General features: G+C 62.0%; 9 protein-coding genes and 1 tRNA gene. 3 read left to right on the top strand and 7 right to left on the bottom strand.

Annotated features, from left to right (window positions below; translation table 11 throughout):
• Positions 1-24 precede the first annotated feature (24 nt).
• Both gyrA and ssb read right to left on the bottom strand, forming a co-directional pair.
• Complete coding sequence (gene gyrA / locus METAC_RS0112815) at positions 25-2778, bottom strand: DNA gyrase subunit A (protein ID WP_026607342.1); 2754 nt, start codon at positions 2776-2778, stop codon at positions 25-27.
• Positions 2779-3011: 233 nt separating this feature from the next.
• Positions 3012-3515 (bottom strand): single-stranded DNA-binding protein, encoded by a 504-nt coding sequence (gene ssb / locus METAC_RS0112810; protein WP_026607341.1) that lies wholly within the window; start codon positions 3513-3515, stop codon positions 3012-3014.
• Positions 3516-3542: 27 nt separating this feature from the next.
• Here ssb and METAC_RS0112805 point away from each other — a divergent pair, with 27 nt between their 5' ends.
• The 3 genes from METAC_RS0112805 (at position 3543) to METAC_RS0112795 (ending at position 5416) form a co-directional block, all read left to right on the top strand.
• Positions 3543-3842, top strand: a complete 300-nt coding sequence (locus METAC_RS0112805) for a hypothetical protein (RefSeq protein WP_156898210.1) — start codon at positions 3543-3545, stop codon at positions 3840-3842.
• A gap of 522 nt (positions 3843-4364) precedes the next feature.
• Positions 4365-5159: a hypothetical protein gene (locus METAC_RS0112800; RefSeq protein WP_026607339.1), complete on the top strand. Its 795-nt coding sequence runs from the start codon at positions 4365-4367 to the stop codon at positions 5157-5159.
• Between the two features lie 180 nt (positions 5160-5339).
• Positions 5340-5416: transfer RNA gene (locus tag METAC_RS0112795), tRNA-Met, on the top strand.
• Between the two features lie 141 nt (positions 5417-5557).
• Here METAC_RS0112795 and rsmA read toward each other — a convergent pair.
• From rsmA to lptG, 5 genes are all read right to left on the bottom strand, one after another.
• Entirely contained in the window at positions 5558-6457 is a 900-nt protein-coding gene (gene rsmA / locus METAC_RS23520) for a 16S rRNA (adenine(1518)-N(6)/adenine(1519)-N(6))-dimethyltransferase RsmA (protein WP_036255562.1), read from the bottom strand.
• On the bottom strand, positions 6442-7482 hold the full coding sequence (gene pdxA / locus METAC_RS0112780) for a 4-hydroxythreonine-4-phosphate dehydrogenase PdxA (RefSeq protein WP_026607338.1): 1041 nt from the start codon (positions 7480-7482) through the stop codon (positions 6442-6444). Before pdxA ends, rsmA begins: the two co-directional genes overlap by 16 nt.
• A 21-nt stretch (positions 7483-7503) precedes the next feature.
• Positions 7504-8454 carry a SurA N-terminal domain-containing protein gene (locus METAC_RS0112775; protein ID WP_026607337.1) on the bottom strand — a complete coding sequence of 317 codons (951 nt, stop codon included), beginning with the start codon at positions 8452-8454 and terminating at the stop codon, positions 7504-7506.
• A 159-nt stretch (positions 8455-8613) separates the two neighbouring features.
• Positions 8614-11259, bottom strand: a complete 2646-nt coding sequence (locus tag METAC_RS23515) for an LPS-assembly protein LptD (protein ID WP_084143630.1) — start codon at positions 11257-11259, stop codon at positions 8614-8616.
• The gene (gene lptG, locus METAC_RS0112765; RefSeq protein WP_026607336.1) at positions 11259-12344 is read right to left on the bottom strand and encodes an LPS export ABC transporter permease LptG; all 1086 of its coding nucleotides are present in this window, start codon (positions 12342-12344) and stop codon (positions 11259-11261) included. The genes METAC_RS23515 and lptG overlap by 1 nt, the downstream gene beginning before the upstream one ends.
• Positions 12345-12757 lie beyond the last annotated feature (413 nt).

Here is a 12757-nt window from a genome sequence, read left to right as displayed (position 1 = left end):
AGATCCGGGCGAAGTTTTCGCCTCTCAGGCGCCGCCGGCCTCTGTTTCATCCTCGTCGCTTCGCGCCGCATCCTCCTCGGTGATCCGCTCCACCGCCACGACCTGTTCCTCTGCGGCGGTGTTGAACACGATGACGCCCTGGGTTCCACGGCCCGCGACGCGAATTCCGTCCACGGGGCAGCGTATCAATTGGCCGCCATTTGTCACGAGCATGATGCCGTCGCCGTCCTCGACCGGCATCGAGGCGACGAGCTTGCCGTTCCTCTGATTGACCACCATTGCGACAATGCCTTTGCCGCCGCGGCCAGTGATTCGATATTCGTAAGAGGACGTCCGCTTGCCGTAGCCGTTCGACGACACCGTCAGGATAACCTGCTCGGCGGCCGACATTTCGGCATAGCGATCGGAGTTGAGATTGGAGGCGACGGCGCCCTCCTCGCTGCTCGCCTCCTCGCTCGCCGCCTCCCCGTTGGCCTCGGGCGCGGTTTCTCCGGCGACCGCGCGGCGCATTTTGAGATAGGCGGCGCGCTCTCCGCTATCGGCCTCGATGTGACGCAGAATGGCGAGGGAAATGACGCGATCGCCCTCGCCTAGGGCGATGCCGCGAACGCCCATCGAGTCCCGGCCCTTGAAGACGCGCACGTCCGAGACCGGAAAGCGAATGCATTGCCCGTTCATCGTCGTCAGAAGGACGTCCTCTGCCTCGCCGCAAATCTGGACGTCGACGATCTCCTCGCCAGGGTCGAGCCGCATCGCAATCTTGCCGGCTCGATTCACCTGAGCGAAATCCGATAGCTTGTTGCGGCGGACCGTGCCGCGCGTCGTCGCGAACATCACGTCCTGCGTCGCCCACACCTCCTCGTCTTCCGGCAAAGGCATGATGGTCGTGATGCGCTCGCTCTCCTCGAGCGGCAGGATGTTGACGAGCGCCTTGCCGCGCGCTTGCGGCGCGGACAAGGGCAGGCGCCAAACCTTTTCCTTATAGGCGTGCCCCAGCGACGAGAAGAAGAGAACCGGCGCATGGGTCGAGGCCACGAACAGCCGCGCGACGAAATCCTCGTCGCGGGTCTGCATCGCGGCGCGCCCCTTGCCGCCGCGCCTTTGCGCGCGATACGTTGCGAGCGGCACTCGCTTGACATAGCCGAGATGCGAGACGGTGACGACCATCTCCTCGCGCTGAATCAGGTCCTCATCGTCGAGGTCGCCCACATTCTCCATGATGATCGTGCGGCGTGGCGTGGCGTAAGCCGTCTTCACCGCGATCATCTCGTCCTTGATGATGGCGAAGAGCCGCGCGCGCGAGCGCAGAATGTCGAGATAGTCGGCGATTTCGGCGGCGAGCTTGTTCAGCGCCTCGGCGATTTCCTCGCGGCCGAGGGCGGTGAGGCGCTGCAGGCGCAATTCGAGAATAGCCCGCGCCTGCGCTTCGGATAGGCGGCATGAGCCCTCCTCGTCGAGCACATGGCGGGGATCGGCGATCAAGGTGATCAAGGGCGCCATGTCGTGCGCCGGCCATGAGCGGGCCATCAGGGCCTCGCGCGCGGCGGCGGCGTCCGCCGAGGTGCGGATCAGGCGAATGACCTCGTCGATATTGGCGACCGCGATGGCGAGGCCGACCTGGACATGGGCGGCGTCGCGCGCCTTGGCCAAAAGATGCTTCGTCCGCCGGGTGACGACTTGCTCGCGGAAATCGACGAAGGCTTCGAGAAAATCCTTTAGAGTTAGGACTTCCGGCTTGCCGCCGTTCAAGGCGATCATGTTGCAGGCGAAGCTCGACTGCAGCGCCGTGAAGCGCCAAAGCTGGTTCAAGACGACGTCGGCGACGGCGTCGCGTTTCAATTCGATCACGATGCGCATGCCGTCGCGATCGGATTCGTCGCGGAGGTCGGCGATCCCTTCGACGCGTTTTTCGCGGACGAGCTCGGCGATCTTCTCGATCAGGGTCGCCTTATTGACCTGATAGGGGATCTCGGTGACGATGAGCGCCTCGCGCTCCTTGCGAATTTCCTCGACCTCGACCTTCGCGCGGGTCAGGACCGAGCCGCGCCCCGCGACATAGGCGGCGTGAATCCCGGACCGGCCGAGGATCGCGCCGCCAGTCGGAAAGTCGGGTCCGGGAACGATCGCCATCAGATCTTCGATCGTCATGTCGGGCCGATCGATCAAGGCGACGACGGCGTCGATGACCTCGCCGAGATTATGCGGCGGAATATTGGTCGCCATGCCGACCGCGATGCCGCCCGCGCCATTGACGAGAAGATTTGGAAAGCGCGCCGGCAAAACGACCGGCTCTAGCTCCTTGCCGTCGTAATTCGCTTGAAAATCGACCGTGTCGGAATCGATGTCCTCGAGCAGCGCCAGCGCCGGCCGGGCGAGCCGCGCTTCGGTGTAGCGCATGGCGGCGGGCGGATCGCCGTCGACCGAGCCGAAATTGCCTTGCCCGTCGATAAGCGGCAGGCGCATCGAGAAATCCTGCGCCATGCGCACGAGCGCGTCATAGATCGCGCTGTCGCCGTGCGGATGATATTTGCCCATCACGTCGCCGACGATGCGGGCGCATTTCACGTAAGGGCGGTCCGGCGTGTAATTATTCTCGTTCATCGAGAAGAGAATTCGGCGATGAACAGGCTTCAGCCCATCGCGCACGTCCGGCAGCGCGCGGCTCACGATCACGCTCATCGCGTAAGCGAGATAGCTTTGGCGCATTTCGTCGGAGATGGAGACGGGTCTGATGTCAGAGCCGGGAGCGCGCGGACCGTTGTCGTCAGTATCGGCCAAAACCAGAATATCCAATGCTAGGGAAAATCATCCACAAGGGAAATCTTGTTTTATCTTCCGTCGCCCCGGAAAGCCAGTTCCAGGGCGCCGGGAGATAAAACCCCCCTGAAGAGCAAAACCGTTCAAACGCCTCGAGCGCCAAGCTCGAGCATATTTTCGATCGGAGGCTTCAAAGGCTCCAGCCTGACTAGGGCGATGGATTTCGCCCGTGTCCCGCGCAAATCGCAGGAAGGTCAGAAGGGAATGTCGTCGTCGATCACATCGGCGATGCGGCCGCCGGGCGCCGCCGCCGGGCGCCGCTCCATGGGCGAGGACCGACCAAAACTCGGGCTCGGCGAAGTTTCGCCGCCGCCGGCGCGGTCGGAGTCGAAGGAATCGCCGCGGCCGCGACTGTCCAACAGGGTCAGTTCGCCGCGAAAGCGTTGCAGCACCACTTCCGTCGCCTTGCGTTGGTTGCCGTCCCTGTCAGTATATTCGCGCGTCTGCAATTGGCCCTCGAGATAGACCTTCGAGCCTTTCTTGCAATATTGCTCCGCGATCCGTCCGAGATTTTCGTTGAAGATCACGATATTGTGCCATTCGGTGCGATCTTTGCGCTCGCCCGACGCTTTGTCGCGCCAGGATTCGGTCGTAGCCAAGCTGAAGCTTACGACGGGATCGCCGGCGCCGGTGCGGCGCGTTTCCGGATCGCGGCCGAGATTGCCGACGAGAATAACTTTATTGACGCTCCCCGACATGAACTCTTTCCTCCTGCCCGGCGGGCGTTGACGAAACCGATCTTACATCATGATGACGTCTGTTCGTGGCAATTGAAATCATCATGCGCGATTCCAACTGATTCGGCGCGGAACGCGGGCGATAAACCGTGCTCTGGATCTCGCCGCTCGATTCTCGATCATGCGTCGCATATCCGCGACAAATTAGCATGGTCCGGCGCACAGGTTCGCCGCTTTGTCCACGAAAATCGCCCGAATGGCGAGCGCCGCTTTTTTGCTCTATGCGGTGTGAGCTTGGCGGGGCGCGTCCAGATGCGCTTCCGCATCAAATTTGATCTTGTTTCGTGATCTTGTCGCGTCTCAGCGGTTTATTGACGCCAGGGGCGGAAAAGCCGATATACAATAAGCTTGATCGAATCGACTTCGGCCGAAGGGATCGCACAAAGCTTTCCGCTCGTGGTCGGTCGCCGCCCGAGCGCCTTAACGAGCGCAGAGCCGTCAAACCAAGACTTGCCAAGGCGTAATAGCGATTAATAAACCATCACGGGCCGCGCTGCGACTAAAATGCAGCAAATTCATCGGATCGGAACGCCTTGCGACTGCCGGGGCGACGCCTATGCTTTTCCGCCGGCGCGTGTCCTAAGTCGAAGAATTGGAATTAAACCTGCAACAGCAAGATCCCGCCACTGCGCCGGCCCAAACAAAACTTGCCTTTGCCCTCAAGACCGATCATAAGGTCTGAATCCAGGGTATGGGAATATTCGCGACTCTTTCCGGATCCGCGCCGCGCGCCTTTCGGTCTCAGGTATTTCAACCTGTTTTTCTTCGCCTAAAAATGGCGAACTCTCCCTGTCATCTTATGGAAAATCAATGAAACGGCAGCCTAAGCCCTTTTCGATCGAGATCAAGCGTTCGCGCCGTTCTCCTGTTCCTTCACAGCCATCCGCGCAAGGCGCAGAGGCGGCAGGGCGAAACGACGCTGTTGCGATTAAAGCGAGCTCGGCGCGCAAGCGGGTCATGAAACCGGCGATGGACGACGAACTCGTCATTCCGACCTTTCTCCAAACAGACTCTATCTCCTTCCGCTCTTCGCCGAAATCGATCGCGAAAGAGTTGGAGGAGGTTTTCGCGGTCAAATCGACGGCGCGGAGCGCCGAGCTAGGGGCGGGGGAACATGTCTCCGATAAGCGCGCGCTGCCCCGGATCTTGCCAAGCTTGACCTCGGGTTACGAGGTCGAGCAGATCCATGAAACTACCGAGCAGCCGGTAAAAAGCCGAGGCAGGAGCGCGGTCGGAAGGCCCAAAGGCGCGCCCTCTACGACTCCGAAGATCAAGCCGACGGCCGCCGCCGCGCGAGGCCCGGCATCCTCGACCCGCGCCGCCGCACGTCTGAAACCTGCGCCAAAACTCGAGTCCGCCACAGGGCTTTCGAGCGCGACGGCGCAGAAACGCGCAACGCCCACAAAAGAAAAGGCCCAGCCCGACGCCAGATTCGCGCGGGGCGCTTCGAATGCGCGCAGCCCAGCGAGCGCGACGGAGCCGCCGCAGCGCGAGGGCGCTTTCCATCAGGCTAAGCGGCGAAACGTGAGGCGTGGCCGCGAGGACGCCGCCTCCCTTCCGCGTGGAGAACGCTGGAAGCGTCGGCTTCATCCGAGCGTCTGGTGATCGGCGTAGGGAAAGCCGCCAGCGCCAATTCATTTATCGGCGAAGCAGTCGAACCCTTGCATTCGATTTGCACGCGTTTCGGTGTAGCGCCAGTGGGATGGCCGTCGCGGCCTCGCCCGTTCCGCCCGAGCGCCCTTCACATCGCGGCGCCGCGCTGATAGAAACCTCAACTCGTCTTGGCGCGGGGTGGAGCAGCCCGGTAGCTCGTCAGGCTCATAACCTGAAGGTCACAGGTTCAAATCCTGTCCCCGCAACCATCTCGACTTGCGCATAGCCCGCCCGCTCGGCGGGCTGCTTGCTTTAGAGCAATTCGCTCAGCGCGGCGCATATTGCTTGTGGCCTGAACGCGGCGTCTGGCCATGCGCGGGCGAAAACGCCGGGTTGCTCTTCCGGCGCATTCAAGGTCTATCCGTCCTTCCAGAGCCTTCATCCGGCTCGCCGCGTCGGCCATCCTCGAAAGCGCGCGCAAGCTCGACGAAGCCTGCGACATCGATCTCTTCCGCCCGCGCGGTGGGGGCGATGCCCGCGCGCGCGAGCACTTCTGCCGCGTCGCCTCCGGCGAGGGACCGCAAGGATTGGCGCAGCATCTTGCGACGTTGCCCGAAGGCTGCTTGCGTGACCCGCGACAAGACAGCCGCCGCGCAGGAAAGCGGCCGCGGGCGGGGGATCAGCTCGACCAGGCTCGACGTGACTTTGGGCGGCGGCGTAAAGGCCGAGGGAGAAACGTCGAAGAGAATGCGGGTTTCGCAGCGCCAGTTGCTGAGGACGGCCAGTCTTCCATAGGCCGCGCGCTGGCTCGGGGTCGCGACGATGCGCTCCGCGACTTCGCGCTGGAACATGAGGACGAGCCGATCGAACCATGGCGGCCAGGGCTCCGTCTCGAGCCAGCGCGTGAGCAAGGCCGTCGCGATGTTGTAAGGAAGGTTGGCGCAGATGCGGGCCGGCCTCGCGTCGCCGACGATGGCCGCGAGGTCGATTGAGAGCGCGTCGCCAGCGACGACCTCAAGGCGGCCGTTGCAGCAGGCGGCGATCTCCGCGAGAGCGGAGAGGCAGCGCTCGTCGCGCTCGATCGCGACGACCTTGCGGGCCCCCTCGGCGAGAAGCGCCCGGGTGAGCCCGCCAGGACCCGGCCCGATCTCGATGATCACAGCATTTTCGAGCGGCGCCGCGGCGCGGGCGATGCGTCGCGTGAGATTGAGGTCGAAAAGGAAATTTTGCCCAAGCGATTTCTTGGCGTCGAGGCCATGTGCGGCGACGACCTCGCGCAGGGGCGGAAGCTGGTCTAGGGCGCCGGGCAAGATCGGCTCGCGAGGCGCCCGGCGAGCTGGAGCGCTGCGATGAGGCTCCGCGGGTCCGCAAGTCCCTTGCCGGCAATGTCGAATGCGGTGCCATGGTCCGGCGACGTGCGGATGAAGGGCAGGCCCAAAGTGACGTTTACGGCGGTCTCGAAGGCGAGCGTCTTGATCGGGATCAGGGCCTGGTCGTGATACATGGCGATCACGACGTCATAGCTCCGCCGCGCCGCCGCATGAAACAAAGTGTCGGCCGGGTGCGGCCCGCTGACCGTGACGCCGGACTGAGCGAGTTCAGCGAGGGCCGGAATGATGATTTCACTTTCCTCGCCGCCCATCGCGCCGCCTTCGCCGGCATGCGGATTGAGCCCTGTGAATGCGAGCCTCGGAGTCTCGATCCCGAAGCGGAGCCTAAGGTCATGCGCGACGACGAGGCCCGTTTCCACCAGCAGGGATCGCGTCAACAGGGTAGGGACGCGGGCTAGGGGAACATGGATCGTCGCAGGGACGACCGCGAGTTCGGGCGACCAGAGCAACATGACCGGCCGCATCGTGACGTCGAAGAAACGCAAGGCGAGTTCGGCCAGGAACTCCGTGTGTCCCGGATGGGAAAAGCCGGCGCGGTAGAGAACCTCCTTGGCGATTGGATTGGTGACGACGGCTGCGGCTTCGCTTTTGTGGACGAGGCGAACGCAGGTCTCGATCGAGGCGATGGTCGCGGCGGCGTCCGCCTCGTCCGGCGCTCCGGCTTGCCCGACGACGGAAGCGGGGGAGGCGAGAACGGGGAGGGCGCGGCGAAAGGCGTCGGGGGCCTGACTCGCCGTCTCGACGACCTCTATGGGAACCGCGAGCCGCAATCGCCGCGCGAGCGCGGCGAGATGATCCGGCTCCGCCGCGATCACAAACGGCGGGGCCTCCGCGTCGGCATGCGTCGCGAGCCATGCCTTCAAGGCGAGCTCGGGACCGATCCCGGAGGGATCGCCGCGGGTCAGGGCCAGGAGACGCTTCTGGGCGGGGGCGGATACCGACATGGGGTCGCTGACGGTCGCCGTCTAATTTTTCACGATCACGGCCCTGGCGCGCATCTCTTTCAGGCGGCGCTCGGCGTCGGCGGCGATATGCGCTGCGAGGATCTTTTGCGAAATCGCGTTGCGCGCGGCCGTGTCGTCCTTCGGTGCGCCTTTCTCGCAAAGCGCGATCATCTCAATTCCCGAGGACGAGCGCTGCGGCGGCGTCAGATGGCCGGTCGGGGTCGAGTCGAGCAATTTTCGAAGCGGTTCATTCAGCTCGATCCCGGTCTTGGTGAAGGGATCGCGCACCGTCACGTCGTTGATCGCCCGCGCGAGCGGCACGCCGGTTTCGCAATCGACGAATCGCCCGCGCAATTGCTCGGCTTCGTGGCCGCGCTCGTTCAGGGCCGCAACCGTCGCCGTGCTCGGCACGGCGAAAATGACTTGGCGGATTTTATATTCCGTGCCGGAGGCGGACTTTCCGCCCTGCTTGGCGAGTTCGGCGCGAACCTGCTCCTCGCTGGCCTCGACGCCCTTGTTCATGGCTTGAACGACGAGATTGAACGAATAATCGGCGCGAAAATGCGCCTTGAAATGATCCGCAGAGACGCCGGCGCGCTGGAGTTCGGCGACAAGCGCCTCGGGCTGGATCTTCATCTCCTTTGCGACGCGAACGATCTCCTCGCTAATGTCGGAGTCTTTCAGGTTGACGCCATATTTCGAGGCTTCGTGGATTTCAAGTCGATCCGTGTACAGGCTTTCGATCGCGGCGTCGCGCGTCGCAGGCTTGCGCATCACGCGCAGCATTTTCATGCGCTCGTCGATGTCGATATTGGTGACCGGATCGCCGTTGATGCTGGATATTATCGTCTGCGCCGCGCTCGGCTCCGCGCCGAAAGTGCCTGCGCCCATGAGGACGATGATTACGACGCACGCTTCGACGCGCGCTCTGGCGAGAAAGCCAAGTGCACGCGCAACCAAGTCTTCACGCATGATTTCCGCTCTCCGTCTTGAAGGTTCTCTTTTTCTCCACCCGGCCCTGGGAGGGCCGAGATTAGGACGATTTGGAGCAAATCGATCCAAAATCACGACCATGGCGGATTTGCGCCGGACATTCGGTCAAGTCGCGGTCGCGCGCAAGACCCGCCGGCGTCAGTATTTCACGCCGTCGATCGAAGTGGTCGAAGCGAAGCTTTGGGAAAATTTGGCGTCGCCCAAGGTCCGTAATTGAAGCTGCAAAAGCACCGTCTGATTACGGACCAAGGCTCCATTTCCGTTATCCTGGTAGATCGAGGAATAATTCACCGAGAACGTCGTGCAGCAGTCCTGATAGCCCCCTCCGACGCCGAATGCCGCAACCGCGAAAGGTCCCGGATTGACGGTGCCGATCAAGCTCGCTGGATAGAACTGCCGGCTCATGTCGAATGTGATATTGCCCTGAGCGAAGTAATTATCGCTGATCTTATAGCGCGATGCGAGGGAAAGTCCTTCGCGGCGGACGTAATAGCCGATCACGGGCTGGGCCTGATAATTGGCGTATTGAATATTGCCGGTCCAGGCGCCGAAGTTATAAGTGCCGACGACATCGATGCGTCTCGGCTCGAAAGTGTCGACGTCGAGCCGGCTCTTCGCGGTCAAGGAGAACATCGAGCTCGGCGCGAAGGAAAATGCGGTGACATAGTCTGAGCGGCGTGTGTCGAGACCGGAGCTCAAGCCGACATTCGCGGCGTCTGGCGTCGCATAGGAATTGACGCCGGCGACCTGATAGGATTGCCCGGCGATGAAGTCGGCGTGGCCGCCGCCATTGAAATTGAGCGTGAACTGGGCGCCGTAATTCGTTCTTGTTCCCGTTTCGAAACGGTCGTAGCCGGAATATTTGCTCCAGTCGAACAATGTTGAATCGTCGAAGACGAGGCTTTGCGCGTCGAGATTGACGTTCGAGGACGACCAGATCTTGTTCGGGCGCACGACGATCTGCCCGATCGGCTCGAAGATCATCGAGCCGAAGCTGGTTTTGGCGAGGAAGGGAAAGCGATAATCCATCCCGACGCCGGGAACGAATGCGCCATAGAAGCTCGCGTCCTTGTTGCTGAGAAAATTCAGCTGCGAGGCGTTCGTATAGGTTGAGACGCCGTTCCCGTTGGCGAATGTGTAGCTGTTGGTTGTGTTGATGTCGAGCCATTCGCCGTTCACATGGGCGAAGGCGAAAGGCGTCCAGACCTCGCCGAGCGGATCGATGAACTTGCGTTTCCAGGACCCTTCCACCGTGGCGCGCGTGTAGTCGCCGCCGACGCCGCGCAAGAGACAGGAGCCGGTGGTCGTCCCCGGCACATAGTTCGTGCAGACATTGTAAAGGCTATAGGCGTTGTCCAGGACTTGCGTGCCGACGGACTGATAGCTGGCGGACGCCGCCGACAGGCTCGTCAGGTTGAAATCGAGCTCGGCCTGGCCGCCAATGCCGAACGTCTTCTCAGGGTCGATGTCGAAGGTCTTGTTATAGTCCCAGACCGGATGGGCTGTAGGCTGCTGCGGCTGAAAGTCGTGGGTCGAAAGCCCCTCGAAATAATAGCCGCGGAGATCGAAATAGCCGCGATCCCCTTGGCCGGTGAGATAGATGGTCGAGGTCGTCTCGCTGAGATAATTGGTCGAAACGGTCTGATTTGGGATGTGGTAGTCGTTGAGGAAAAACTTGTCCGAGAGCAGGGTGAACTCCCAGCCGAATTTCCATTGGTCGGAGATATAAATCTTTCCCTTGCTCTCGAACGAGCCGCGATAAGTCAGGTCGCCGGCGCCGTAAGGCGGTTGCGAGAACACCGTCCGGTTGAGCTGGGAGATGCCGTTGGCGCGGATGTAATATTCGCCGTTTTCCAGCCTTTGGCGCCATTCAGCGCTGGCGAGAAAGCCCTGCTTGCTCAGGGCCGTCGGCGTGAAGGTCAGGTCGTAATCGGGTGCGAGAGCCCAGAAGATCGGAATCCCGACGCCATAGCCGAGATTGGAGTTCATGAGGAGATGCGGCGAGAGAATGCCGGATTTGCGCGTGACGGTCGGATCTGGCGTCGAGAAAAAGGGCACATAGGCGATTGGAACGCCGAGGAACTCGAGCGAGGCGTCCTCGTAATAGATCATCTGCTCGTCGTTCTTATGGATGATCCGTTTGGCCCGCACCCGCCAGAGCGGCGGCTTATCTGGGTTGTCCTCGCAGGCGGAGCAGGCGGCGCAGGCGGTATAGGAGCCTTTTTCGTAGACGGTGGTGTCGCCTTCGATTCGTTCGGCGCGCGCTGCGCTAAATTGGGTTTTCTGGGTCGTGTCCGCCTGTAGGCTTTCGATAAAGCCGTCGCGAAAATCGTCTGTGAGGTCGAAGCGATCCGCCCGCAGGATCGTGCCGTTCGCCTCGGTCAGCTTGGCGTTGCCCTCCGCATAGACGCGGCCAGATTTGCGATCGTAGATCACCCGGTCGGCTTCGAGCACGCGGCCTTGATAATAGACCCTGGCGTTGCCCTCCGCCGAAACGGTATTCTTGTCGGAATCGTAACGAAGCTCTGTCGCCTCGACGAACATCTTGTCGCTTTGGCCAGCCTTCTTTTTCGAGAGTTTGTCGCCGAGCGTTTCCGCGGCGGAGCCCTCGATGGCGAAGCCAAGGGCGAGCGTTGCGGCGAGCAAGATAGAAAGCGCGAGGAGCATCAAGCGGGCGATGCGCGACGGCCCCGATGGGGAGATGGGAGAATCGTTCGCGCGGCCCGGAGCCTCGTCTCCACGGGCCGCAACGATCCTTTGCGCGGGGCAAATACGCCGCCCCATCAACCATCCTCCTGCTGCAGCAGTGCAAACGCGCCGAGCATGCTGGCGACGACGGCCGGAGACCATGCCGCTGCGACGGGGCTAAGCAGCCCGGCCCCACCGAGATCGCCAGTTAGTTTCGTCGCAACATAAAGCACGAACCCGGCAATGACGCCACCGCCAACCATTTTCGCTACGCCACCAAATCGAAAAAACCTTAAGGAAAATGTCGCAGCGATCAAAACCATGGCGATAAAAAGGAGAGGACGCGCCAAAAGTGTTTGGAATTGGAGGCGATAGCCAGTCGCGTCGAACCCGACGGCGTCCGCCTGCTCGCGCATGAAGGGCAGATCCCAAAAGGGAACGGATTCCGGCGCTATGACACCTTGCGCGACCTGTTCAGGCGACAGTTTTGTCGCAAGAAGGTAAACGCCGACATCGACGGCCTCCTGCCCCGGCGCGAGGATCCGCGCATGATCGAGCTGCCAGACCCCCGGCGAAAGGACGGCGGAGGGCGCCAACACTTCCTCCTGGAACCGGCCTGCCTGATCATAGACATAGGCCGTGACCCCGCTCAGGGCCGATCCGTCGGGCTTGACCGCGGCGGCCCTGATGACAGTCTGGCCGTCGACGCTGTTTTGCCGGATCCAAAATTCATCGTCCTTGGTCTTGGCGCCGGGACGGCCGAAAAGCTGCGCCTCGATTCCATCGGCGCGATGCTTCATCGTCGCCGAGATCGGATTGAACAGGGCCGTTGATGCGGTCCCGATCACGGCGGCGATCAGGACCGGAGGAACGAGAAATCCCCAGACCGAAACCCCGATCGCCCGTGCGACGAGCAGCTCGAGCTTGCGGGTCAAGTCGAGAAAGGCCGCCATCGCGCCGCCGAGAACGCAAAGCGGCATGAGTTGCTCCGACGCGGAGGGGACGCGAAGCAAGGCGAGAAAAGCGATATAAGCGGGCGAGGTCCCTGGCGCGCCGTCGGACCGGCGCAGCAATTCGACGAAATCAACGACATAGATCATGCCGAAAATCATCAAGAAGACGGCGATGATCATCCGCAGGAAACGGAAGGAAAAATAGCGGCAGAGAATGGGACCGATCATCGACGGCGTCCGCTAGCGGGCCGGCGTCGTCCTCGCGGCTTCGCCTGGATCGGATTTTTCGCCCAATTCCTCATCTCGGCCCTTTCGACCTTTCCTAATGCCGGCCGTCGTCCCTCGGGCGCGCTGGCGGCTTCTTTCTTGCCTCGCTTATCCTCCGCGCAGAAGCGGCGCCGGCGCAATAAGTCTTGGGCTGCGTCGGTATGGTGACTTAAACTTGAAACTCACGGCGAATTTTCGGCAAATAAACGTTTCATCATGGAGCACAAGGCGGCTCTCCCTTGCCGAGCGTCCGTCGGGGGAACATGATATGAACAAGTCGTTGGGCGCGGAAAAGCGGCTTTTTTTAGCGCGGCCGACGCAAGAATTTAGGACTGGAAATGCGGGGCGCTTGCGCGGCTGAGCCGAGCGCGCGC

The sequence above is a fragment of the Methylocapsa acidiphila B2 genome (assembly GCF_000427445.1).
GTDB classification, from domain to species: Bacteria; Pseudomonadota; Alphaproteobacteria; order Rhizobiales; family Beijerinckiaceae; genus Methylocapsa; species Methylocapsa acidiphila.
This window is presented reverse-complemented; position numbering and strand designations above follow the sequence as displayed.

Coding starts and splice junctions, on each gene's coding strand:
- lptG (WP_026607336.1), bottom strand. CDS start 12,344: ATGATCGGTCCCATTCTCTGCCGCTATTTTTCCTTCCGTTTCCTGCGG.
- METAC_RS0112775 (WP_026607337.1), bottom strand. CDS start 8,454: ATGCGTGAAGACTTGGTTGCGCGTGCACTTGGCTTTCTCGCCAGAGCG.
- ssb (WP_026607341.1), bottom strand. CDS start 3,515: ATGTCGGGGAGCGTCAATAAAGTTATTCTCGTCGGCAATCTCGGCCGC.
- METAC_RS0112800 (WP_026607339.1), top strand. CDS start 4,365: ATGAAACGGCAGCCTAAGCCCTTTTCGATCGAGATCAAGCGTTCGCGC.
- pdxA (WP_026607338.1), bottom strand. CDS start 7,482: ATGTCGGTATCCGCCCCCGCCCAGAAGCGTCTCCTGGCCCTGACCCGC.
- METAC_RS23515 (WP_084143630.1), bottom strand. CDS start 11,259: ATGGGGCGGCGTATTTGCCCCGCGCAAAGGATCGTTGCGGCCCGTGGA.